Source organism: Cupriavidus sp. 22TCCZM01-5, from assembly GCF_057798915.1.
In genome coordinates this window covers 1-22,034 of sequence record NZ_JBYOJR010000029.1, presented here as the reverse complement: position 1 = coordinate 22,034, position 22,034 = coordinate 1, and the positions used below count along the sequence as shown (strand labels likewise).

Sequence of the window (22,034 nt, the reverse complement as noted above, 5' to 3'; positions counted from 1 at the left end):
ACGGCTGGCGCGGCAGGCAAGGCCGGCCGCGCGGCTACCGGTATTCAAATTCTGGGATAGCACTTCGATGAAATTTGCTTTCGTATTTCCTGGCCAGGGCTCGCAATCGGTCGGCATGCTCAATGCGTTCGCCGATAACGCGGTGGTGCGTGCGACCCTGGAGGAAGCCTCGACCGCCCTGGGCCAGGACATCGGCCGCATGATCGCCGAAGGTCCGGCTGAAGAACTGAACCTGACCACGAACACGCAGCCGGTCATGCTGACGGCCGCCGTGGCGATTTACCGCGCCTGGCTCGACGCCGGTGGCCCGGTGCCTGCCCTGGTGGCCGGGCACAGCCTGGGCGAGTACTCGGCGTTGGTGGCGGCAGGCGTGATCCCGTTTGCGGATGCCGTGCCCCTGGTGCGCTTCCGCGCGCAGGCCATGCAGGAGGCCGTGCCGGTTGGCGAGGGTGGTATGGCTGCCATCCTGGGCCTGTCGGACGATGACGTACGCGCGGCGTGCGCCGAAGCATCGGTCGCCGGCGTGGTCGAGGCCGTCAATTTCAACGCGCCGTCGCAGGTCGTGATTGCCGGCAGCAAGGCGGGCGTCGAGAAGGCGTGCGAAGTCGCCAAGGCCAAGGGCGCCAAGCGTGCGCTGCCGCTGCCTGTGTCGGCACCGTTCCATTCGTCGCTGCTCAAGCCGGCGTCGGACCGCCTGCGTGAGCGCATGGCCGGCCTGACGTTCTCGGCCCCTGCCATTCCGCTGGTAAACAACGTGGATGTCGCCATCGTCAACGATCCGGACGCCATCAAGGACGCGCTGGTGCGCCAGGCCGCCGCGCCGGTGCGCTGGGTGGAATGCGTGCAGAAGATGGCCGCCGAAGGCGTCACGCACGTGATCGAATGCGGTCCGGGCAAGGTGCTGGCTGGCATGACCAAGCGCATCGACGGCAACCTGGTTGGCGGCGCGATCTTCGATCCTGCCTCGCTGCAGGAAACCCTGGCGCTGCTGAAGTAAGCGATCGCAAGAAAGGACAATTCGCATGACCAAACTCCTCGACAACCAGATCGCGCTCGTCACTGGCGCCTCGCGTGGCATCGGCCGCGCCATCGCGCTGGAGCTGGCCCGCCAGGGTGCCACTGTGATCGGCACCGCCACCAGCGAGTCTGGTGCTGCGGGCATCACCGAATACCTTGGCGCCGAAGGACTGAAGGGCAAGGGCGCGGTGCTGAATGTGAATGACGCTGCCGCCTGCGATGCCCTGATCGACGAGATCGTGAAGGGCCACGGCGGCATCAGCGTGCTGGTCAACAATGCCGGCATCACGCAGGACCAGCTCGCCATGCGCATGAAGGACGAGGACTGGCTGGCGGTCATCCAGACCAACCTGACCTCGGTTTTCCGCCTGTCGCGCGCAGTGCTGCGCCCGATGATGAAGGCGCGCCAGGGCCGCATCATCAATATCACTTCGGTAGTGGGCTCCGTGGGCAACCCGGGCCAGATGAACTACTCGGCTGCCAAGGCAGGCGTGGCGGGCATGACCCGGTCGTTGGCCGCCGAAATCGGCAGCCGAAACGTGACGGTCAATTGCGTCGCGCCGGGCTTTATCGATACCGACATGACCAAGGCGCTGTCCGAAGAGCAGCATGCTTCGCTCAAGCAGCAGATTCCGCTCGGCCGCCTGGGGCAGCCGGAAGATATCGCCAATGCGGTGGCCTTCCTGGCGGGTCCGCAGGCGGCCTATATCACCGGTACCACGCTGCATGTGAACGGCGGCATGTACATGAATTAATGGATTTTTGGGCGGCTTTTTCGGAGAAGAAGAAGGAAGAAGCTGCCTGAAGTAGTAGTTTTCCGAACCAATCGGGCGCGATTCTTGCAAAGCTTGGCAGGCGGCATTTCTGACGCCTCAAACCTGCTAAAATGCGCCCACTTTTTGTCGAACTTCCCTGGAGGGTTACATGGACAATATCGAACAACGCGTCAAGAAAATCGTGGCAGAACAGCTTGGCGTGGCCGAGGCAGACATCAAGAACGAATCGTCGTTCGTGAACGATCTCGGTGCGGACTCGCTCGACACGGTTGAACTCGTGATGGCGTTGGAAGATGAATTCGGCATGGAAATTCCTGATGAGGAAGCCGAGAAGATCACGACCGTGCAGCAGGCTATCGACTACGCCACCGCGCACGTCAAGGCCTGAGCCAGTCGTATCTGAATTCCGAGCCACAGAAGGCGGGTGGGCGCACCGTTGCGGTGGCGCCTTGCTGTTTTCTGTGGCTTTCGTCTGTTCGAAGACGCAGAATCAAGAAGCGCGCTGCGCGGCGCTGACCTGCTGGTCAGAGTTGCCGCCAGCATTTGTTTCTGATCCTGCATCACGCACCCGTAGGAAATCATAGTGAGCCGTCGTCGCGTCGTTGTCACTGGGCTTGGCCTTGTGTCTCCGGTCGGAAACACGGTTGCCGAAGGCTGGGCCAACCTGGTTGCCGGCAAGTCCGGCATCGCCACCGTCACCAAGTTCGATCATTCCGCGCTTTCCGTGCACTTTGCCGGTGAAGTGAAGGGCTTCAATGCCGAGGATTACATCCCCGCCAAGGAAGCCCGCAATATGGATACCTTCATCCACTTCGGCATCGCGGCCGGCGCACAGGCGCTGAAGGATAGCGGCCTGGAAGTGACCGACGCCAACGCCGAGCGAGTCGGCGTGCTGGTGGGCTCGGGCATTGGTGGCCTGCCGATGATCGAGGACACGCATGCCACGCTGACCGAGCGGGGTCCGCGCCGCATCTCGCCGTTCTTCGTGCCGGGCTCGATCATCAATATGATCTCGGGCCACCTGTCGATCATGCACGGGCTGAAGGGTCCGAACCTCGCCGTGGTGACGGCGTGCACGACCGGCCTGCACAGCATCGGCCTGGCCGCCCGCCTGATTCAGGCCGGCGATGCCGACGCCATGCTGGCTGGCGGCGCCGAGTCGACGGTGTCGCCGCTGGGCATTGGCGGCTTCGCTGCCGCGCGAGCCCTGTCGACGCGCAACGACGATCCGGCTGCGGCTTCGCGTCCGTGGGACAAGGACCGCGACGGCTTCGTGCTGGGCGAGGGCGCTGGCGTCATGATGCTGGAAGAGTACGAATCGGCTAAGGCGCGCGGTGCGCGTATCTATGCCGAACTCGTGGGCTTCGGCATGAGCGGCGACGCTTTCCACATGACCGCGCCGAACATGGACGGCCCGCGCCGCTGCATGGTCAACGCGCTCCGGGATGCCGGCATCAATGCGGACCAGGTCCAGTATCTGAACGCGCATGGCACGTCGACGCCGCTTGGCGACAAGAACGAGTCCGACGCCATCAAGGCGGCCTTTGGCGACCAAGCCTACAAGATGGTTGTGAATTCGACCAAGTCGATGACCGGCCACCTGTTGGGCGGCGCCGGCGGCCTGGAATCGGTCTTTACCGTGCTGGCCCTGCATCATCAGGTGTCGCCGCCGACCATCAACATCGATAACCAGGATCCGGAATGCGACCTGGATTACGTGGCCAACACGGCGCGTGAAATGAAGATCGATGTAGCCGTGAAGAACAACTTCGGCTTCGGTGGCACCAACGGCACGCTTGTCTTCCGCCGCGCCTGATTCGGTGCTACGAAAGCGCCTCGCCGGCCTTCGACCTGGCGGGCTCACTCGCTTGCAGTGGGCCTTGCTTGTTTTTTGGGCCGGCGAGGCAGTTGCACTGAGCCTGATGGCACGGCTGTGCCTGGGCGAGCCAGGCCGCTATGGGCCGGGCGGCGTTTTCTCCCTCTTGATTTGTGTGGCGTGGCTGGGCGCGCTCGTCCTGCTGATCCGGGCTTCGCGCGGCTGGTGGTCATGGACCGGGCAGTCATGTTCCGCGGTATTGCCGTCGCCACAGCGGTACGGCATGCCCCGCGTCGTAGTGCGCAGGCCCGGTGCCGGTAGCGAAACCGCCATCGTGACGGGCAGCTGGAATATCGGCGGCATTCTTTTGCTGTGCCTGGCATACGGCCCCGGCAGACGCCGCGGGCTGCTGATATTGCCTTTTCAGGCGCGTTCGTCGCGTGTGGTGCGCATGGCCAGGCTGGCGTTGGCGAGTGCGCGAGCGGTGCAGCCTGCGCAAAGTGATCGGGAACGTTATTGTTAGGCAGCGGTCACAGGATGCACTTTGAAGCACCGGACGCTCGGTGGTTCGTAGGTAAAATACAACGTTCGTCGTGACGACCAAACCAAGAGATACACTGCAGGTGAGCCATACGTGAGCGAACGCGAAGCCGATCAGCTCCTAGTTGAACGCGTCCAGCAGGGCGACAAGCGGGCCTTTGAGCTACTGGTGGCAAAGTACCACCGGAAGATCATCCGCCTGATTTCGCGCCTCGTGAGGGATCCCGCCGAGGTCGAGGATGTGGCGCAGGATGCCTTCATCAAGGCGTACCGTGCCTTGCCCCAGTTCCGCGGAGAATCCGCCTTCTACACGTGGCTGTACCGGATCGCCGTGAACACGGCGAAGAACTACCTGGCTACCCAGGGCCGGCGGCCCGAGGCGTCCAGCGACATCGATACGGAAGAGGCTGAAACTTTTGCGGACGGTGAGCAACTAAGGGATATCAATACGCCGGAGTCGATGCTTCACACGCGCCAGGTTGCCGAGACGGTGAACCGCGCCATGGAGGCACTACCGGAAGAATTGCGTACCGCCATCACCCTGCGCGAGATCGAAGGCCTCAGCTATGAGGAAATCGCCGAGGCGATGGGTTGCCCGATCGGGACGGTGCGGTCGCGCATCTTCCGTGCGCGCGAGGCGATTGCCGAGAAATTGCGCCCGCTGCTGGGAACGGCAGAGGGCAAGCGATGGTAGTGAGAAGAATGTCGTGCGGCCAGCGTTGCAGCCTATTCCTGCATCGATAAGCGACAGCAAGTGACGGGATTATCGGTGTTCAATGGAATTGGAATGTCTTGGGGTGGGAAATGGGTCAGGCTCATAAGCAGTCGGTTCATGTAGTCGAAGCGGCGGAGCAGATCTCCGTCCTGATGGATGGCGAGCTGTCGCCGCATGAGGTCGATGCCGTGGTGGCGCTCGCCAAGAGCGAAACCGGCATGGCGAACTGGACGGTGTTCCAGATGATCGGCGATACGCTGCGCTCGGAAGAACTGAGTCATGCGGGTTCGACCGACGATTTCCTTGCCCGCTTCTCCTCGCGTCTGGACGACGAACCTCATGTGCTAGTGCCGGCTGTGGCCCAGGCCGCGGGCATGCGTCAGCGCCTGTTGGTGCGTCCGTCCTGGGTGCGTCGTGTCATGCCCGGCACGGCCATCGCCGCGGCGGTGGCGGCAGTAAGCTGGGTCGTGGTGCCGCAACTGCGCGGACCGGCTGACCTGGGCACGCCTGATGCCGTGGTCGCGCGAGCCGAGCAGCCTGCGGCCGCCAAGCCCGCGAACCTCGTTACCGTCGCGGCGGAAAGCACCCAGATGATCCGCGATCCCCGACTGGACGAATACCTGCGTGCCCATCGCACCTCGGTCGCAACAGAGGCGTTCGTGCCGACCATGCGTACGGTCGCCAACGGCGCCAACTTCTCTCAGGACAATTCGCAGGAATAATGCCGGACATGCACAAAGGATGGTCGCCCGCCAACGTAGCGGGCGCACCGAGAATGAGGGCCCTGCGTAGGTCCTTTTTTCTGGCCTTGTGTCTGAGCGCGGCGGCGGCAACGGCCCAGCCCTCGGACAGTTCGCTGAACCGGCGCGATGCTTCCGCCTGGCTCAGCAAGATTCACCGCGCCGCGCAGCGCGAGAACTATGTTGGCACGCTGATCTACCAGCGCGGCAGCGTGATGCATGCGTCCAAGATCCAGCACTACAGCGATCTCGTGCACAACGAGTATGAACGCCTGGAAACGCTGGACGGCAAGCCGCGCGAAGTGCTGCGGCAGAATGACGTGGTCCACAGCCTGATTCCCGAAGCCAAGCTGGTGGTGGTGGAGAAGCAGGAGGCGAAGGACCGCTTCCCGGCGCTGCTGGCCACCAACAAGAGCGATGTGCTCGATCTCTACGACATGCGCAAGCTGCCCGGCGAACGTGTGGCCGGGGTGGAATGCGAGGTGTTTTCGCTGGAGCCGCACGACACGGCACGCTATGCCGTACGCTTGTGGGCCGAGAAGAATTCGGGCCTGCTGATGCGTGCGCAGACCATCGGCGAAGGCGGCAAGGTGCTGGAGCAGGTTGCCTTTTCGCAGGTCGATATCGGCGTGCCATCCGACAAGCAGCGCATTCTGGGGGCGATCAAGAATTCCAGCTCCTGGAATCACTATGAGGTCAATTATCAGCCGACCAACGTAGCGGACGAAGGCTGGAACATCACTGTGCCATTGAAGGGCTTTCAGAAGATCCGCGAAGTGCGCCGTCCGCTCGGCGAACTGCGCGCGCCTGCCCAGGGTAACGGGCGCGGGCAGGTATTCGAGGTGCTTCAGGTGGTGTACAGCGACGGGCTGACCGGATTGTCAGTGTTCATCGAACCCGTGTCCGAGCAGCGCGTACGCCGTGAAGGGGTCGCGTCGCTTGGCGCCACGCAGGTTGTGGTGCGCCGTATTTCGGATTACTGGATCACTGTGGTGGGCGAGGTGCCCGCCAGCACGGTACGGCAGTTCGCGTCGGCCGTGGAATATCGCCCTCCCAAGGCGTTACACTGAGTGCGTACAAGTGCCGGATGCGGGGCTTCTCTCGCCCTCGCTTCGGCCCGCCTAGTGGGCGGCTCCCGGCTTCTTGTCCCAATCAGTACCTCATCATTTGCTGAATCCCGGGAGTTGTCGATGACGTTCAGATCCCCAGCCCTGGCGCGTGCCGTGGTCATGGCTGCCATGTTGATTCTCGGCCCGGCCGTTGCCGAAGTGGGCCACGCCCAGGCCGCGGCTTCCAACTACAACCTGCCCGACTTCACCGACCTTGTGGAAAAGGCCAGCCCGGCCGTGGTCAATATCCGGACCACCGAACGCGTGCGCTCGCGCGGCGGCCAGGGCAGTGAAGACGATGAGATGGCCGAGTTCTTCCGGCGCTTCTTTGGCGTCCCGATGCCAGGTGCCCCGGCGCCGGGCGCGCCACGGCGCGGCCAGCCGCCGCAGGGTCAGCCGCCGCAGGGCGAGGAGCAGAGCCGCGGTGTCGGTTCAGGCTTCATCATCAGCCAGGACGGCTACGTGATGACCAATGCTCACGTGGTGGCGGATGCGGAAACCATTTACGTCACGCTGCCCGACAAGCGCGAATTCAAGGCCAAGCTGATCGGCGCCGACAAGCGCACGGACGTCGCACTGCTCAAGATCGATGCGACGGGTCTGCCTCGGCTGGTACTGGGAGACTCCGACAAGGTTCGCGCGGGCGAGTGGGTACTTGCGATCGGGTCGCCGTTCGGTCTGGATAACAGCGTGACGGCCGGCATTGTGTCGGCAAAGGGCCGGGATACCGGCGATTACCTGCCGTTCATCCAGACTGACGTGGCGGTCAACCCCGGCAACTCGGGTGGGCCGCTGATCAATCTGCGTGGCGAGGTCATTGGCATCAACTCGCAGATCTACAGCCGCAGCGGCGGCTACATGGGCATTTCGTTCGCCATTCCGATCGACGAGGCGATGCGCGTCACCGAACAGCTGAAGCTCTCGGGTCGCGTCACGCGCGGGCGGATTGCCGTGGCGATCGGCGATGTGACCAAGGAGGTGGCTGATTCGCTTGGCCTCGGCCGTGCGCGCGGCGCGCTGGTCGGCAGCGTCGAGCCGGGCGGTCCGGCGGAGAAAGCCGGCATCGAGCCGGGCGACATCATCCTGAAGTTCAACGGCCGCGAGATCGAAAAGGCGTCCGACCTGCCGCGCATGGTCGGCGATACCAAGCCGGGTACGAAGGTGCCGTTGCAGCTGTGGCGCAAGGGCGCTACGCGCGACGTAACGATCACGGTGACGGAGCTGGAGCCGGAAACCCGCGCGAAGGCCCGCAGCACGCCGTCGTCCAAGGACGAGAGTATCGCCCAGGCGCCCAAGCCCAATGCGCTGGGGCTGATCGTCAACGACATTCCGGATGCCCGCCTGAAGGAATTGAAGGTGAAGTCGGGGGTGGAGGTCGAAGTCGCGGATGGCCCGGCCATGCGTGCCGGTATTCGTCCGGGCGATATCATCCTGCGCCTGGGCGATACCGATGTGACCGGCGCGCGCCAGTTCAACGATCTGGTCAAAGGGCTGGACAAGAATCGTATTGCCGCCGTGTTCGTGCGCCGTGGCGACGCGACCCAGGTCCTGACGCTGCGTCCGGGAGCCACTGCCGCCCGCTGATCGTCCGACATGCTGCAGCTCACGTTGTACGGCAGGACGTATTGCCATCTGTGTGAGGATATGCGGGTCGCGCTGGAGCCGCTCCAGCGCGAATTCCCGTTTATCGTCCACGAAGTGGATGTGGACGCCGATCCGGACCTGGAGTCCCGTTTCGGCGAGCGCGTGCCTGTGCTGGTCGCAATGGGACCGGAAGGGCCCCGCGAACTTTGCCACTACTTCCTGGACGCCCTGGCGGTCCGCACATGGCTTGCGGCACAAGCGTGCGCCGGAACAGCCACATCCGGTCGCGCATAAGGGCCCGGCAATTCGCCCATTCACGGCCCGGAAGTCATTGAAAATCCGGTAAAATTCCAGTTTGGCGCAAAATCCGCGCCCCAAGACCCGCGGCCTTCCCACGGGCGTTTCCTATGAGAGCGCCCGCGGCGGGCCGTTCACGAATCCGCTGCTGCCAGGGCGAAGACACTGGCGCTTGCCCGAAGATTAGATGGACCATATTCGCAATTTCTCGATCATCGCCCATATCGACCATGGGAAATCCACCCTGGCCGACCGGATCATTCAGCTGTGTGGGGGGCTGTCCGATCGCGAAATGGAGGCCCAGGTCCTCGACTCGATGGATATCGAGAAGGAGCGCGGCATCACCATCAAGGCGCAGACGGCCGCGCTGACCTACAAGGCCCGTGACGGCAAGGTCTACAACCTGAACCTGATCGACACGCCGGGGCACGTCGACTTCAGTTACGAAGTGAGCCGATCGCTGTCGGCTTGCGAAGGCGCGTTGCTGGTGGTCGACGCTTCGCAGGGGGTCGAGGCGCAGACCGTGGCCAATTGCTACACCGCGATCGAGCTCGGCGTGGAAGTGGTGCCGGTGCTCAACAAGATCGACCTGCCGCAGGCCGACCCGGCCAATGCCATCCAGGAAATCGAGGACGTCATCGGCATCGACGCGCAGGATGCCACGCCGTGCTCGGCCAAGACCGGCCAGGGCGTGGAAGACGTGATCGAGGCGCTGATCGCCAAGGTACCGCCGCCCAAAGGCGATGCCGACGCGCCATTGCAGGCGCTGATCATCGATTCGTGGTTCGACAACTACGTCGGCGTGGTCATGCTCGTGCGCGTGGTCAATGGCACGGTGCGTCCGAAGGACAAGGCGCTGCTGATGGCCACCGGCGCCCAGCATCTCGTGGAGCAGGTCGGCGTGTTCTCGCCGAAGTCCGTGCAGCGCGACGCGCTGACCGCGGGCCAGGTGGGCTTCGTCATCGCCGGCATCAAGGAACTGAAGGCCGCCAAGGTCGGCGACACCATTACCACGGTCGCGCGCAAGGCCGAGGCGCCGCTGCCGGGTTTCAAGGAAGTCAAGCCACAGGTGTTCGCCGGCCTGTATCCGGTCGAGGCCAACCAGTATGAGGCGCTACGCGAATCGCTGGAAAAGCTGCGCCTGAACGATGCCTCGCTGATGTTCGAGCCGGAAGTGTCGCAGGCGCTGGGCTTCGGCTTCCGCTGCGGCTTCCTCGGCCTGCTGCACATGGAAATCGTGCAGGAGCGCCTGGAGCGCGAGTTCGACATGGACCTGATCACCACGGCGCCGACCGTGGTGTACCAGGTGCAGATGCGCGACGGCACCACGGTGACGGTGGAGAACCCGGCCAAGATGCCCGACCCGAGCCGGATCGAGGCCATCCTGGAGCCGATCGTCACGGTCAACCTGTATATGCCGCAAGAATATGTCGGCTCGGTGATTACGCTGTGCACGCAGAAGCGCGGTACGCAGATCAACATGAGCTACCACGGCAAGCAGGTGCAGTTGACCTATGAGATCCCGATGGCGGAAATCGTGATGGATTTCTTCGACCGCCTGAAGTCGGTATCGCGCGGTTATGCCTCGATGGACTACGAGTTCAAGGAATATCGCCCGTCCGACGTGGTCAAGGTCGATATCCTGATCAACAGCGACAAGGTCGATGCGCTGTCAGTCATCGTGCACCGTTCCAACTCGCAATACCGCGGCCGCGAAGTGGCGGCGAAAATGCGCGAGATCATTCCGCGCCAGATGTACGACGTGGCAATCCAGGCCGCGATCGGCTCCAACATCATTGCGCGCGAGAACGTCAAGGCGCTGCGCAAGAACGTGCTGGCCAAGTGCTACGGCGGCGATATTTCGCGCAAGAAGAAGCTGCTCGAAAAGCAGAAGGCCGGCAAGAAGCGCATGAAGCAGGTCGGCACCGTCGAGATTCCACAGGAGGCGTTCCTTGCCATCCTGCAGGTCGACGACAAGTAAGCGGCTGCACAGGCAGGAACGGGACCGCGGCGCAAATGGCGCAGTGGCAGAAGAAGAAGCTGTAGCAGGACATCCAAGAACCAGAAGCCGTCATGAATTTTGCACTGATCCTTTTTGTGCTGGTGGTGATCACGGGTATCGCGTGGATCGCGGACAAGCTTGTGTTTGAGCGGCAGCGGCGCGCTTCGGCGCGCCTGGCGCTGGCCGAATTCGATTCGCGCCAGTCGGACCTGCAGGGCCGTTTCGGATCCGGCGAGATCGATTCCACGCGCAAGCGCCTGGCGGAGGAAAAGCTGCGCCAGCCATGGTGGCTCGAATACTCTGCCAGCTTCTTCCCGGTCATCCTGGCAGTGTTCGTGCTGCGCTCCTTCGTGGTGGAGCCGTTCAAGATTCCGTCCGGTTCGATGATTCCCACTTTGCTGATCGGCGATTTCATCCTGGTCAACAAGTACGACTACGGTATTCGCCTGCCGGTGGTGAACAAGAAAGTCGTTGACGTTGGCGAGCCGCAGCGCGGCGACGTTATGGTGTTCCGTTACCCGAAAGATCCGTCGCTCGACTACATCAAGCGTGTCATCGGTGTGCCCGGCGACGTGGTCCAGTATTCGAACAAGCACCTGACCATCAATGGCAAGCCGGCCGACTACACGCCGCTGCCCGATTATCTCGACGAGGAGCGCCTGGCCTATTCCAAGCATTTCACCGAGAAGCTGCCGGGTGGCGTGGAGCATGGCATCCTGAACGACGTGGACCGGCCGGCGTTTGTTGCCGGCGCTGATCCTGATTTCCCGTTCCGGGAAAACTGCACTTACAATCAGCAGGGCGTGACCTGCAAGGTGCCCGCAGGTCACTATTTCGTGATGGGTGACAATCGCGATAACAGCCTGGATTCCCGCTATTGGGGATTTGTGCCGGACCAGAATATTGTCGGCAAGGCCTTCGTGATCTGGATGAACCTCGGTAATTTCGGGCGCGTCGGGGCATTCAAATAAAACACCCGCGCGGCGCAAGAACGCTCAACTAGAAGAGGGAAGCGCAAATGGGTCAGATGGGGCAATTGGGTCGGGTCAGGAATGATGGCCGGGGACGGGTTAGCCCGGGCCGACGGCGGGCGCAGGGGTTTTCCCTCTGGACGCTGCTGGTGGTGATTTTTTTCGTGATCGGCATTGCGCTGCCCGCACTGAGGGCAATACCGAGCCTGACGGAGTATTTTTCCGTCAAGCGCGCTGCCAGCTACGCCAAGCAGAAGGCCACCAACAAGCGTGAGGTGGTGGAGTATTTTGATAAGCAGGCAAGCATCGACCGGATTGCCGCGGTGCGAGGTGAAGACCTCCAGATCCGCGAAGACGAGAACGGAACGATCCAGTCGGTCGATTTTGCCTACCGGACCGAGGTCCCCGTCTACGGTCCATTGAGCCTACTGATTAGCTATTCGGGAACGCAGCATTGATATGAACCTCGACGCCTTGCAGCAACGTCTCGGCTACCGCTTCAGCAAGCCTGAGTTGCTGCAGCAGGCGCTGACGCACCGCAGCCACAGCGCCCAGCACAACGAACGCCTGGAATTCCTTGGGGATTCGGTGTTGAACTGCGCTGTGGCAGACATGCTGTTCGGCATGTTTGGCAAGCTGGATGAAGGCGACTTGTCCCGCGTGCGCGCCAATCTGGTCAAGCAGCAGGCGTTGTACGAGATCGCCCAGATGCTGCAACTCTCCGAGGCGCTGCGCCTGGGCGAAGGCGAGTTGAAGAGCGGCGGTTTCCGTCGTCCCTCGATCCTTGCCGATGCGCTGGAAGCCATCGTCGGCGCCGTGTTCCTGGACTCGGGCTTCGAGGCCGCGCGCTCGCTGATCCGCAAGCTGTATATCCCCATCCTGGAGCAGGTGGATCCACGCACGCTTGGCAAGGACGCCAAGACGCTGCTCCAGGAATACCTGCAAGGCCACAAGATTGCCTTGCCTCAATATAACGTAATCGCCACTCACGGCGCCGCGCACAGCCAGCAGTTTGAAGTCGAGTGCATGGTGCCTAAACTGGAAGTCCGGGTGTTCGGCACCGGTGCCTCGCGCCGTGCGGCGGAGCAGGCGGCGGCCAAGCTGGCGCTCGATGAAGTCCAGAAGCTGGTGCCGCAGCTGCTAAAGCGCAGCCGCGCCGAGCGTACCGGCAAGACGCGCAAGCAGCCGGTGCCGCAGGACCCACAGTTGTCTCTCAGGTTGAAGGAATGACCGAATCCAATCATCCGCAGCAGCCTGCCGCGGATACCCCAGCCGAGGCGTTTCGCTGCGGCACCGTGGCCATCGTCGGCCGTCCCAATGTCGGCAAGTCCACGCTGATGAACGCGCTGGTCGGCCAGAAGATCAGTATCACGTCGCGCAAGGCACAGACCACGCGCCATCGCATCGTCGGCATCCAGACCACCGAGGATGCGCAGTATGTGTTCGTCGACACGCCCGGCTTCCAGACTCGCCACGCCAGTGCGCTGAACCGCTCGCTCAACCGCGCGGTGACGTCCACGCTGTCGTCGGTGGACCTGGTGCTGTTCGTGGTCGAGGCCGGCTACTATGGCACGGATGATGAAAAGGTGCTGGCGCTGCTGCCGAAGAACACGCCAGTGCTGCTGGTGACGAACAAGCTCGACCGTGTGACCGGCGACGACCGTGCCGCGGTGATGATGCCCTTCCTGGAAAAGATGGGGCAGCTCTTTCCGTTCCGCGAGGTGGTGCCGATGTCGGCCAAGACGCGCGACCATATCGCGCGCCTGTTCGAGATCATCCGCCCCTACCTGCCGGAAGGCGAGCCGATGTACGACACGGATGCGATGACCGATCGCAGCGAGCGTTTCCTGGCCTCGGAGATCATCCGCGAGAAGGTGTTCCGCTGGACCGGTGACGAACTGCCGTACACGAGTACCGTCATCATCGACAAGTTCGAGACGGAAGGGCGCCTGCGCCGTGTGTTCGCCACCATCCTGGTCGAGCGCGACGCGCACAAGGCCATGATCATCGGCAACAAGGGCAGCAAGCTCAAGCAGATTTCCACCGAGGCGCGCCTCGACATGGAAAAGCTCTTCGACGGCAAGGTCTACCTGGAAATGTGGATCAAGGTGAAGAGCGGCTGGGCCGACAACGAAGCCGGACTGCGCGCCTACGGCTACGAGTGAGCAAGATGCCTGAGTTCGCGCGCGGGCCCGCCAAGGCCCGCCGCGCCGATCCGGTCGTGGACGAAGCCGCCGAGTTGCTCGACAACCGCGCGCTGCCCGGTATGGCCGATGCCGCCGGTCGTGCGATGATGGATCGGGCCATGCGGATCGTTCCGGCGCGCAGCGAATCCCGCGTGTCGGAGCAACCGGGCTTCGTGCTGCACGCGTGGCCGTATCGCGAGACCAGCCTGATTCTCGATGTATTCACCCGCGACCACGGCCGGCTGTCGATGGTTGCCAAGGGTGCCAAGCGGCCGCATTCCTCCCTGCGCCCGGTGCTGCAGCACTTTCATCCGATCTCCCTGTCCTGGAGCGGGCGTGGCGAGGTCAAGACGCTGACGCGCGCCGAATGGGTCGGCGGCATGCCGCCGCTGTCCGGCGACGCGCTGCTGTCGGCGTTCTACCTCAATGAACTGCTGATGCGGTTCTGCCCGCGCGAAGACGGCCATCCGGCGCTGTTCCGCCACTACATGGCCACGCTCACGCGCCTGGCGCATGGGGAGCCCGCGGGCCTGGTGCTGCGCAGTTTCGAGCGCGTGCTGCTGCAGGAAACGGGTTTCGCCGTGGCCTTCGACCAGTGCCTGAGCACCGGCGAGAGCGTGCAGCCTGGCCTGGACTATGTCTACCAGCCCGAGCGCGGCGTGCGCAGGGCCCAGCCGAGCGACCCGTCGTCGTGGCCCGTGGTCTCGGGCCAGACCTTGCTGGACATGTCGCAGGACGATTACGGGCGCGCGCAGACCGCGCTGCAAAGCCGCGCGCTGATGCGCTTCCTTCTGCATTATTATCTGCAGGGTGCGCCGCTCAAGACGCGGCAGATCCTGATCGACCTGCACTACCTCTGACCTGCCGGGCTACCGGCCCATTGCTGATTCCGCAAGCATGATCTTCCACGCAAATCCGGGCGTCATCGACCTTGGCGTCAACATCGACCACGTTGCCACGCTGCGCAATGCGCGCGGCACGGTGTATCCCGACCCGATCCAGGCTGCGCTGCAGGCCGAGGAGGCCGGCGCGGACCTGATCACGCTGCATCTGCGCGAAGACCGCCGCCATATCCGCGACGCCGATGTGCGCGCGCTGCGTCCGCAACTGACCACGCGCATGAATCTCGAATGCGCGATTACGCAGGAGATGCTCGACATTGCCTGCGAGATCCGTCCGCAGGACGTATGCCTCGTGCCCGAACGGCGCGAGGAGGTGACCACCGAAGGCGGCCTGGACGTGGCGGGGCGCTTCGAGCAGGTCAGTGCGGCATGCAGGCAACTGGCCGCGGCGGGTATCCGCGTGTCGCTTTTCATCGACGCCGATGCCGACCAGATCGCCGCGGCCGCAGCCTGCGGCGCACCGGTGATCGAACTGCACACCGGACGCTATGCCGATGCGCATACGCCCGACGAGCAGGCCGTCGAGTTCCGCCGCATTGCCGATGGCGTCGATGCCGGCATCCGTCATGGCCTGGTGGTGAATGCGGGCCACGGCCTGCACTACACGAACGTGCAGCCCATCGCCGCGCTACCGGGCATCAAGGAACTGAACATCGGCCACGCGATCGTTGCCCACGCCGTGTTCGCGGGCTGGCAGAACGCCGTGCGCGAGATGAAGGCCATCATGGTGGCCGCGCGCCTGGGTACCCGCTATCCCGCTGCAGGCAGCCCGGCGTGATCTACGGCGTCGGCACCGACATCATCGAGATCGCGCGCGTCCAGGGCGTGATGGAGCGCACGCGCGGCCGTTTCGCCGAGAAGGTGCTGGGGCCGGACGAGCTGGTCAAGTACCATGCGCGCAAGGCGCGCTCCGAGCGGCGCGGCCTGGCTTTCCTGGCAACGCGCTTTGCCGCCAAGGAAGCCTTCTCCAAGGCGATTGGACTCGGCATGCGCTGGCCGATGACCTGGCGCGCGATGGAACTGATGAACCTGCCATCGGGCGAGCCGACACCGATATGTCACGGCGAACTCGCCCAATGGGTCCGGGAACGCGGCCTGACGATACGTGTCAGTGTCAGTGATGAGCATGACTACGCGGTTGCCTTCGCAATCGCCGAGCGGGGCGGCCATGCGGCCACCCCGGAAAATCCAGCCTAGCCTCGAACCATATCCATGACCAAGAAGCTCTCCGGCAAACGGCCGGGACCGGTGGTGCTCGACGTCGTCGGCAAGCAGCTCGATGCCGAAGACGCGCGCCGCATTGCACACCCGCTGACCGGCGGCGTGATCCTGTTTGCGCGCAATTTCGAATCGCGTGCGCAACTGCTGGCGCTGACCCGCGCCATTCGCGCCATTCGCGACGACGTGCTGATCTGCATCGACCATGAAGGCGGGCGTGTGCAACGCTGCAAGACCGATGGTTTTACGCACCTGCCTGCCATGAGCAAGCTGGGCGCGCTCTGGGATCGCGACGTGCTCGCTGCCACCAAGGCCGCGGTGAGCTGCGGCTACGTGCTGGCCGCCGAGCTGCGCGCCTGCGATATCGACCTGAGCTTCACGCCGGTGCTGGACCTCGACTACGGCCGCAGCGCCGTGATCGGCGACCGTGCTTTCCACGCCGACCCGCGCGTGGTCACCATGCTGGCGGGCCACCTGAACCATGGGCTGTTGCTGGCGGGCATGAGCAACTGCGGCAAGCATTTCCCAGGCCATGGTTACGTCGAGGCCGACTCGCATGTCGCGATTCCCGTGGACGAGCGGCACCTGGAAGAGATCCTTGCACAGGACGCGCGCCCGTACGACTGGATGGGCCTGTCGCTGGCGTCGGTCATGCCCGCGCACGTGATCTACCCGAAGGTCGACCCCAATCCGGCGGGCTTCTCGCCGTTCTGGCTGCAGGACATCCTGCGCGCGCAGCTGGGCTTCGAGGGTGTCATCTTCAGTGACGACCTGAGCATGGAAGGGGCCAGCGTGGCCGGCAATGTCACGCAAGCCGCGCGTGCCGCGCTCGCCGCCGGTTGTGACATGGTGCTGATCTGCAACCACCCCGAGCGTGCCGATCAGTTGCTGGCCGAACTGGATGCCGGCATCGACAAGACTTCGCAGCGCCGCATCCGCAAGCTTTTCGCGCGCCGCAAGCCGCTCGACTGGAACAAGCTGCAGCAGGAGGGGGAGTATCGTGCCGCGCTGCGCCTGCTGAAGGAGCACGACCTGATCGCCTGAACGGGCGGCCGCGTTTGCGGCGGACAGCAAAAAAGGCAGCCGGGGCTGCCTTTTTCCGTTACCGGCCCCGCTGGTGCGGCGGGGGCGAGCCGTGCGCTTAGTTGGCGCGGCTGCGGTATTCGCCGGTGCGGGTGTCGATTTCGATCTTGTCGCCGATGTTGCAGAACAGCGGCACTTGCAGTTCGAAACCGGTGTTGATCTTGGCGCCCTTCAGTACCTTGCCCGACGAAGTATCGCCCTTGACGGCCGGCTCGGTGTAGACGATTTCGCGCACCAGCGTGGTGGGCATTTCGACCGAGATCGCCTTGTCGTTGTAGAAGACCACTTCCACGGCCATGCCGTCTTCGAGGTAGTTCAGCGAGTCGCCCATGCTGTCCTGCTCGACTTCGTACTGGTTGTAGTCAGCGTCCATGAACACGTACATCGGGTCGGCGAAGTACGAGTAGGTGCATTCGCGGCGCTCGAGCACCACGACTTCGAACTTGTCATCAGCCTTGAACACCGATTCGCCCGGGGCTTCGGTGAGCAGGTTCTTGTACTTCATCTTGACCACGGCGGCGTTGCGGCCCGACTTGTTGTACTCGGCCTTCTGCACAACCATCGGGGCGCCGTTCATCATGAACACGTTGCCGACGCGGAGTTCCTGTGCGATTTTCATCTGAACTGTTTTCCTGAAAAAGAAAGTCTCGGAAATTGGTATGGCGAGGTGTGGCGGAGGCGCGGCCTGCAGGAAGCCCTGTCGCCTTGCCGTTTTGGCGCCTGTTGGGCCCGTGCCCACGCGCGCCTGACCCCGTGCTCAGTGTTCGCTCAGGTTCCCGCGCTGCGGCGCGCGTTGCAGCGCTGCCGGCTGGGAGCCTTGGTTACCCGGCCCGGTCGCCATCAAATCAACCCGCTATTTTACCCGATTTTCACAGAACGCCACGAGATTTGCCGCCAGGTCACCCAAGCCGAGCAGGCGCGTCTGCCATTGCCTGGCGGCTTGTGTCAGCACGGGCAGTTTGCTGCGCAAGGCGGCCCAGTCGGGTGCATTGCCATACGCATTCCAGGCGTGCCAGAAATCCGCCAGGGCCTGGGCTGCGGCGGTGTCCACGCCACTGCGGCTGAACAGCCCGAGCCACGCGTCCAGCTTGTCGCGGTGCGCGTTCTCATCCTGCGGGTAGATATGCCACACGAGCGGCCGCGCCGCCCACTGCGCACGGACGAACGAGTCTTCGCCGCGCACGAAATTCAGGTCGCAGGCCCACAGCATTTCATCGTAGTGCTCCTGCCGCACGAAGGGCACGATATTGACCTGCAGGTTGCCCCGCACCAGCGCCTTGCCGGGCGCGGCGGTTTCGCCCGACCATGCCGCCAGCTGCTCCGCCGCCATGCCGTGCGGAATCAGGCACTGGACCGGTTCCGCGCCATCGCGCCATTGCTCGAGCAGCGCGGGCAGCGCGGGGTTCTGGTAGGAAAACAGGCTGACCTTGAGCGCACTGGCATCGGGCGTCACTTGCAGCCGGTGCCACAGGGCGGCTTGCGCGGCTGGTCCGGCCAGGAACGTATCGCGCTGGTCGCCCAGCATCGACTCGCGCAGCAGGCCGCCAGTCCCATGCTCGAAGCCAGGAAAGAAGAAGTGCTTGATCAACGGCAGCCGCGGATGCGGCGAAGGCATGCCGTGGTGCTCGCGCACCCAGGGCTCGGCGCTCAGGTATTCCAGGTTGATCCATGCCGGTGCGTGCTCGCGCGCCACCATGCGTGCAAGGAACGCATCCGGCAAGTGGCAGGCAAACGCCTCGATGACGGCGTCGTTGACGGCAAGGTCGGCAAAGCGGGCTCGGTCATCGGCATCGCCACCGGGGCGCCACGTGAGGATTTCCACGCCGGACAGGTGCTGCTGGCGGGCCGTCGTGTCCAGCGCGGGCGCAAGCCGGGAAAAGCTATGCAGGTCATCGACCCACAGGCGCACCAGGTGGCCGTGTTCCTGTGCAAGCTGGCGCGCCAGCCGCCAGCAGACGCCGATATCGCCGAAATTGTCGATGACGGTGCAGAAGATGTCCCAGGAACGGATTGGCATGGCAGAGGTGGCAGGAAAGGCAGCGAGCGGGCAAAGCGGGGTGCGGCAGTGAATTGCTCTAAACTTCGGATTTTAGAGCCGTTGCCGCGAATCGCGAGCCGGCCACATCGATTTGGTCATCGTCCCTCATGTCCGACCAGCTTCCAGACGCTTCGGCCCAACCGCCTGAAGCGGCACCGGCAGAACCCTTCGACCCCAAGCCCGTCATTGCCCGCCTGCCGGGCCTGCCCGGCGTGTACCGCTATTTCGACAGCGCCGGCAACGTGCTGTATGTCGGCAAGGCGCGCGACCTCAAGAAGCGGGTATCGAGCTACTTCAACAAGACGCAGCTGTCGCCGCGCATCGCCATGATGGTGGCCAGGATCGCGCGGATCGAAACCACCGTGGTCCGCACGGAGGCCGAGGCGCTGCTGCTCGAAAACAACCTGATCAAGGCGCTGGCGCCGCGGTACAACATTCTGTTCCGCGACGACAAGTCCTATCCATTTCTCAAGCTGACCGGCCACCGCTTCCCGCGCATGGCCTATTACCGCGGCGCCACGGACCGCAAGCACCAGTACTTCGGGCCGTTCCCAAGCGCCTACGCGGTACGCGAGAGCATGCAGATCCTGCAGAAGGTGTTCCAGCTGCGCACCTGCGAAGACACGGTGTTCAACAACCGGACGCGACCCTGCCTCTTGCACCAGATCCACCGTTGCACGGGCCCGTGTGTCGGTGCGATCAGTGAGGCGGACTACGCGCGCGACGTCGGCAACGCGGCGCGTTTCCTGCAGGGCCGCGAGACCGAGGTGCTGGAGGGGCTGCAATCGAAGATGGAAGAGCATTCCATGCGGCTGGAGTTCGAGCAGGCGGCAGCGGTGCGCGACCAGATCGCCGCGCTGTCGACCGTGCTCAAACGGCAGGCGGTGGAGGAGGTTGGCCAGGCGCGCGACATCGACATCCTGGCGGTAGCCGTGGAAGGCGGGCGCGCGTGCGTCAACCTGGCCATGGTGCGTGGCGGCCGCCATCTGGGCGACAAGGCTTACTTCCCCGCGCATGCCGACGAAGCGGCAATGATCGTCGAGGACAGCGACGACAGTGCCGGGAGCACGGAAGGCGATCCGGCGTCGGCCGGGCCGCCGGGCGTGGAACGCATCGCGGCGCGCGTGCTGTCGGCCTTCATGGCGCAGCACTACCTGGATCAGGCGGCGCCGCCCATCATCGTCGTCAGCCACGTGCCCGACGATGCGGCGTTGCTTGACGCGCTCGCGCTCCATGCGGGGCGCAAGATTGCGCTTGTGCGGCAACCGCAGGGCCAGCGCAAGGCATGGCTGGAAATGGCGCAGCAGGGCGCGGCACTGGCACTCGCACGGCGGCTTGCGGAGCAGGGCAGCCAGGAGGCGCGCACCCGCGCGCTGGCGGAGACGATCGGCATCGACCTGGAAGACCTGGCGCTGCTGCGCGTGGAGTGTTTCGACATCAGCCATACCGCGGGCGAGGCGACGCAGGCGTCCTGCGTCGTGTTTCACCATCACGATATGCAGAACGGCGAGTACCGTCGCTACAACATCCAGGACATCACGCCGGGCGACGACTACGCGGCCATGCGCCAGGTGCTGACCCGCCGATACCAGAAGCTGGTCGAGCAGATGCAGGAGGAGGGCGGGCTTGACACTGCCGGCGAGGCGTCGTCGACGGTGCCGCACGTGGTGCTCATCGACGGCGGCAAGGGGCAGGTGGAAGTGGCGCGCCAGGTGTTCGAGGAGTTGGGTCTCGATATCGGACTGCTGGTCGGCGTGGCCAAGGGAGAGGGCCGCAAAGTCGGGCTCGAGACCCTGGTGTTCGCCGACGGCAGGCCGTCGCTTGAACTCGGTCAGGGCAGCGCGGCGCTGATGCTGGTCGCGCAAATCCGGGACGAGGCGCACCGCTTTGCCATCACAGGCATGCGCGCGCGCCGGGCCAAGGCCCGCACGACCTCGCGCCTGGAAGAGATCGAGGGCGTGGGCGCGCGCCGGCGGCAGAAGCTGCTGACCCGCTTCGGCGGCCTGCGCGGCGTGATGGCGGCCAGCATTGACGAACTGGCCAGCGTCGACGGCATTTCCCGTGTCCTCGCCGAAGAGATCTATCGCCAGCTTCATTGATGCTTCATTGATGCCTTAGACCCGGCGATTTAACCCGCCGGGCGTGCATTGGCGCCGAAATCGGCGACAATCGCGGAATTCGCCATTGCCCAGTCGGTCTTCCAGCCCCATGCCCTTCAATATCCCGATCCTGCTGACCTGGTTGCGCGTCGCCATGATTCCCCTCGTGGTGGGCGTGTACTACCTGCCGGAAGCATGGCTGCCGATGCACACGAAGAATGTCACCGCGGCGTCCTTCTTCATCATCGCCGCAGTCACGGATTGGCTGGACGGCTTCCTGGCGCGGCGCTGGAACCAGACTTCGGCGTTCGGCGCGTTCCTGGACCCCGTGGCGGACAAGCTGATGGTCACGGCCGCGTTGCTGTCCCTGCTGGCGCTGGGCCGCGTGGCGGACCTGGTTGCGCTGGTCATCATCGGCCGCGAGATAACGATCTCGGCCTTGCGGGAGTGGATGGCGCAGATCGGCGCTTCCAAAAGCGTGGCAGTGAACTTCCTCGGCAAGCTGAAGACCACGGTGCAGATGATTGCGATCCCGATGCTGCTCTACGGCGATCGCCTGTTCGGCATCGACGCGCAGGTAATGGGCACATGGATGATCTACGTGGCCGCGGTGCTGACGCTGTGGTCGATGTTCTATTACATGAAGCTTGCATGGCCGCAGATCCGCGAGCGTGCCGGTGTCCTCAATGAGGCGCGCGCGCAAAAATGATGCTGCGCGCAAAAAGGGGTTGACGAACGGAACCGTTCTTTGCAATAATCTCGTTCTCGCTGCTGACGACGCAAACGAAAGCAGCCAGATAAGCCGGTTTAGCGCAAGAAGCTGTTATTTGCAGTCAATTGCGTAGCTCATAGGGCTGATCGGCAGGAAGTATCTCCATGCGGGAGTAGCTCAGTTGGTAGAGCGCAACCTTGCCAAGGTTGAGGTCGCGAGTTCGAGACTC

Annotated in this window: 23 protein-coding genes; 21 read left to right on the top strand and 2 right to left on the bottom strand. The window is 63.9% G+C overall.

Annotation, left to right across the window (positions count from 1 at the left end; genetic code table 11):
- The first annotated feature begins 67 nt into the window (after nucleotides 1–67).
- The 19 genes from fabD (at nucleotide 68) to nagZ (ending at nucleotide 16,917) form a co-directional block, all read left to right on the top strand.
- Nucleotides 68–997: an ACP S-malonyltransferase gene (fabD, locus tag AC3FNH_RS23415; protein ID WP_276099918.1), complete on the top strand. Its 930-nt coding sequence runs from the start codon at nucleotides 68–70 to the stop codon at nucleotides 995–997.
- A 25-nt stretch (nucleotides 998–1,022) separates the two neighbouring features.
- Complete coding sequence (gene fabG, locus AC3FNH_RS23410; RefSeq protein WP_276099919.1) at nucleotides 1,023–1,772, top strand: 3-oxoacyl-ACP reductase FabG; 750 nt, start codon at nucleotides 1,023–1,025, stop codon at nucleotides 1,770–1,772.
- 169 nt (nucleotides 1,773–1,941) lie between these two features.
- Nucleotides 1,942–2,181: an acyl carrier protein gene (acpP, locus tag AC3FNH_RS23405; protein WP_008644813.1), complete on the top strand. Its 240-nt coding sequence runs from the start codon at nucleotides 1,942–1,944 to the stop codon at nucleotides 2,179–2,181.
- A gap of 195 nt (nucleotides 2,182–2,376) precedes the next feature.
- Nucleotides 2,377–3,609: a beta-ketoacyl-ACP synthase II gene (gene fabF, locus AC3FNH_RS23400; RefSeq protein WP_488721732.1), complete on the top strand. Its 1,233-nt coding sequence runs from the start codon at nucleotides 2,377–2,379 to the stop codon at nucleotides 3,607–3,609.
- Between the two features lie 64 nt (nucleotides 3,610–3,673).
- On the top strand, nucleotides 3,674–4,132 hold the full coding sequence (locus AC3FNH_RS23395) for a hypothetical protein (protein WP_488721731.1): 459 nt from the start codon (nucleotides 3,674–3,676) through the stop codon (nucleotides 4,130–4,132).
- A gap of 111 nt (nucleotides 4,133–4,243) precedes the next feature.
- Nucleotides 4,244–4,843, top strand: coding sequence for an RNA polymerase sigma factor RpoE (rpoE, locus tag AC3FNH_RS23390; RefSeq protein WP_211949023.1), 600 nt, complete (start codon nucleotides 4,244–4,246; stop codon nucleotides 4,841–4,843).
- Nucleotides 4,844–4,953: 110 nt separating this feature from the next.
- Nucleotides 4,954–5,586 (top strand): sigma-E factor negative regulatory protein, encoded by a 633-nt coding sequence (locus tag AC3FNH_RS23385; RefSeq protein WP_488721730.1) that lies wholly within the window; start codon nucleotides 4,954–4,956, stop codon nucleotides 5,584–5,586.
- 8 nt (nucleotides 5,587–5,594) lie between these two features.
- Nucleotides 5,595–6,674 carry a MucB/RseB C-terminal domain-containing protein gene (locus tag AC3FNH_RS23380; RefSeq protein ID WP_276099924.1) on the top strand — a complete coding sequence of 360 codons (1,080 nt, stop codon included), beginning with the start codon at nucleotides 5,595–5,597 and terminating at the stop codon, nucleotides 6,672–6,674.
- A 120-nt stretch (nucleotides 6,675–6,794) separates the two neighbouring features.
- A complete protein-coding gene (locus AC3FNH_RS23375) occupies nucleotides 6,795–8,297 on the top strand; it encodes a DegQ family serine endoprotease (protein ID WP_276099925.1) in 1,503 nt (500 codons plus the stop codon).
- Between the two features lie 9 nt (nucleotides 8,298–8,306).
- Nucleotides 8,307–8,591 (top strand): glutaredoxin family protein, encoded by a 285-nt coding sequence (locus tag AC3FNH_RS23370; RefSeq protein WP_488721729.1) that lies wholly within the window; start codon nucleotides 8,307–8,309, stop codon nucleotides 8,589–8,591.
- 190 nt (nucleotides 8,592–8,781) lie between these two features.
- Nucleotides 8,782–10,575 carry a translation elongation factor 4 gene (gene lepA, locus AC3FNH_RS23365; protein WP_488721728.1) on the top strand — a complete coding sequence of 598 codons (1,794 nt, stop codon included), beginning with the start codon at nucleotides 8,782–8,784 and terminating at the stop codon, nucleotides 10,573–10,575.
- A gap of 92 nt (nucleotides 10,576–10,667) precedes the next feature.
- Nucleotides 10,668–11,567 (top strand): signal peptidase I, encoded by a 900-nt coding sequence (gene lepB / locus AC3FNH_RS23360; protein WP_276099928.1) that lies wholly within the window; start codon nucleotides 10,668–10,670, stop codon nucleotides 11,565–11,567.
- A gap of 56 nt (nucleotides 11,568–11,623) precedes the next feature.
- Entirely contained in the window at nucleotides 11,624–12,025 is a 402-nt protein-coding gene (locus tag AC3FNH_RS23355; RefSeq protein WP_276100670.1) for a DUF4845 domain-containing protein, read from the top strand.
- A gap of 1 nt (nucleotide 12,026) precedes the next feature.
- Nucleotides 12,027–12,797: a ribonuclease III gene (gene rnc, locus AC3FNH_RS23350; protein WP_276099929.1), complete on the top strand. Its 771-nt coding sequence runs from the start codon at nucleotides 12,027–12,029 to the stop codon at nucleotides 12,795–12,797.
- Nucleotides 12,794–13,732 (top strand): GTPase Era, encoded by a 939-nt coding sequence (gene era / locus AC3FNH_RS23345; protein ID WP_488721727.1) that lies wholly within the window; start codon nucleotides 12,794–12,796, stop codon nucleotides 13,730–13,732. The genes rnc and era overlap by 4 nt, the downstream gene beginning before the upstream one ends.
- A gap of 5 nt (nucleotides 13,733–13,737) precedes the next feature.
- Nucleotides 13,738–14,613 (top strand): DNA repair protein RecO, encoded by an 876-nt coding sequence (recO, locus tag AC3FNH_RS23340; protein ID WP_488721726.1) that lies wholly within the window; start codon nucleotides 13,738–13,740, stop codon nucleotides 14,611–14,613.
- Nucleotides 14,614–14,650: 37 nt separating this feature from the next.
- Nucleotides 14,651–15,433 (top strand): pyridoxine 5'-phosphate synthase, encoded by a 783-nt coding sequence (pdxJ, locus tag AC3FNH_RS23335; RefSeq protein ID WP_276099932.1) that lies wholly within the window; start codon nucleotides 14,651–14,653, stop codon nucleotides 15,431–15,433.
- The gene (gene acpS, locus AC3FNH_RS23330; RefSeq protein WP_488721725.1) at nucleotides 15,430–15,852 is read left to right on the top strand and encodes a holo-ACP synthase; all 423 of its coding nucleotides are present in this window, start codon (nucleotides 15,430–15,432) and stop codon (nucleotides 15,850–15,852) included. The genes pdxJ and acpS overlap by 4 nt, the downstream gene beginning before the upstream one ends.
- A 15-nt stretch (nucleotides 15,853–15,867) precedes the next feature.
- Nucleotides 15,868–16,917: a beta-N-acetylhexosaminidase gene (gene nagZ, locus AC3FNH_RS23325; RefSeq protein ID WP_488721724.1), complete on the top strand. Its 1,050-nt coding sequence runs from the start codon at nucleotides 15,868–15,870 to the stop codon at nucleotides 16,915–16,917.
- Nucleotides 16,918–17,014: 97 nt separating this feature from the next.
- Here nagZ and efp read toward each other — a convergent pair whose 3' ends face one another.
- Both efp and earP read right to left on the bottom strand, forming a co-directional pair.
- Nucleotides 17,015–17,575 (bottom strand): elongation factor P, encoded by a 561-nt coding sequence (gene efp, locus AC3FNH_RS23320; RefSeq protein WP_224003567.1) that lies wholly within the window; start codon nucleotides 17,573–17,575, stop codon nucleotides 17,015–17,017.
- A 234-nt stretch (nucleotides 17,576–17,809) separates the two neighbouring features.
- The gene (gene earP / locus AC3FNH_RS23315; RefSeq protein WP_488721723.1) at nucleotides 17,810–18,973 is read right to left on the bottom strand and encodes an elongation factor P maturation arginine rhamnosyltransferase EarP; all 1,164 of its coding nucleotides are present in this window, start codon (nucleotides 18,971–18,973) and stop codon (nucleotides 17,810–17,812) included.
- 128 nt (nucleotides 18,974–19,101) lie between these two features.
- Here earP and uvrC point away from each other — a divergent pair, with 128 nt between their 5' ends.
- Together uvrC and pgsA are read left to right on the top strand one after the other, a co-directional pair.
- On the top strand, nucleotides 19,102–21,093 hold the full coding sequence (gene uvrC / locus AC3FNH_RS23310; protein ID WP_488721722.1) for an excinuclease ABC subunit UvrC: 1,992 nt from the start codon (nucleotides 19,102–19,104) through the stop codon (nucleotides 21,091–21,093).
- Between the two features lie 109 nt (nucleotides 21,094–21,202).
- A complete protein-coding gene (pgsA, locus tag AC3FNH_RS23305) occupies nucleotides 21,203–21,802 on the top strand; it encodes a CDP-diacylglycerol--glycerol-3-phosphate 3-phosphatidyltransferase (protein ID WP_276099937.1) in 600 nt (199 codons plus the stop codon).
- Nucleotides 21,803–22,034 lie beyond the last annotated feature (232 nt).

Excerpts from the sequence above, each read along its gene's own strand:
- pgsA (WP_276099937.1), top strand. The coding sequence starts at position 21,203 with ATGCCCTTCAATATCCCGATCCTGCTGACCTGGTTGCGCGTCGCCATG.
- efp (WP_224003567.1), bottom strand. The coding sequence starts at position 17,575 with ATGAAAATCGCACAGGAACTCCGCGTCGGCAACGTGTTCATGATGAAC.
- nagZ (WP_488721724.1), top strand. The coding sequence starts at position 15,868 with ATGACCAAGAAGCTCTCCGGCAAACGGCCGGGACCGGTGGTGCTCGAC.
- AC3FNH_RS23380 (WP_276099924.1), top strand. The coding sequence starts at position 5,595 with ATGCACAAAGGATGGTCGCCCGCCAACGTAGCGGGCGCACCGAGAATG.
- rnc (WP_276099929.1), top strand. The coding sequence starts at position 12,027 with ATGAACCTCGACGCCTTGCAGCAACGTCTCGGCTACCGCTTCAGCAAG.
- AC3FNH_RS23375 (WP_276099925.1), top strand. The coding sequence starts at position 6,795 with ATGACGTTCAGATCCCCAGCCCTGGCGCGTGCCGTGGTCATGGCTGCC.
- AC3FNH_RS23385 (WP_488721730.1), top strand. The coding sequence starts at position 4,954 with ATGGGTCAGGCTCATAAGCAGTCGGTTCATGTAGTCGAAGCGGCGGAG.
- era (WP_488721727.1), top strand. The coding sequence starts at position 12,794 with ATGACCGAATCCAATCATCCGCAGCAGCCTGCCGCGGATACCCCAGCC.
- lepA (WP_488721728.1), top strand. The coding sequence starts at position 8,782 with ATGGACCATATTCGCAATTTCTCGATCATCGCCCATATCGACCATGGG.
- pdxJ (WP_276099932.1), top strand. The coding sequence starts at position 14,651 with ATGATCTTCCACGCAAATCCGGGCGTCATCGACCTTGGCGTCAACATC.
- earP (WP_488721723.1), bottom strand. The coding sequence starts at position 18,973 with ATGCCAATCCGTTCCTGGGACATCTTCTGCACCGTCATCGACAATTTC.
- recO (WP_488721726.1), top strand. The coding sequence starts at position 13,738 with ATGCCTGAGTTCGCGCGCGGGCCCGCCAAGGCCCGCCGCGCCGATCCG.
- AC3FNH_RS23370 (WP_488721729.1), top strand. The coding sequence starts at position 8,307 with ATGCTGCAGCTCACGTTGTACGGCAGGACGTATTGCCATCTGTGTGAG.
- lepB (WP_276099928.1), top strand. The coding sequence starts at position 10,668 with ATGAATTTTGCACTGATCCTTTTTGTGCTGGTGGTGATCACGGGTATC.
- fabD (WP_276099918.1), top strand. The coding sequence starts at position 68 with ATGAAATTTGCTTTCGTATTTCCTGGCCAGGGCTCGCAATCGGTCGGC.
- AC3FNH_RS23355 (WP_276100670.1), top strand. The coding sequence starts at position 11,624 with ATGGGGCAATTGGGTCGGGTCAGGAATGATGGCCGGGGACGGGTTAGC.
- fabG (WP_276099919.1), top strand. The coding sequence starts at position 1,023 with ATGACCAAACTCCTCGACAACCAGATCGCGCTCGTCACTGGCGCCTCG.
- acpP (WP_008644813.1), top strand. The coding sequence starts at position 1,942 with ATGGACAATATCGAACAACGCGTCAAGAAAATCGTGGCAGAACAGCTT.
- uvrC (WP_488721722.1), top strand. The coding sequence starts at position 19,102 with ATGTCCGACCAGCTTCCAGACGCTTCGGCCCAACCGCCTGAAGCGGCA.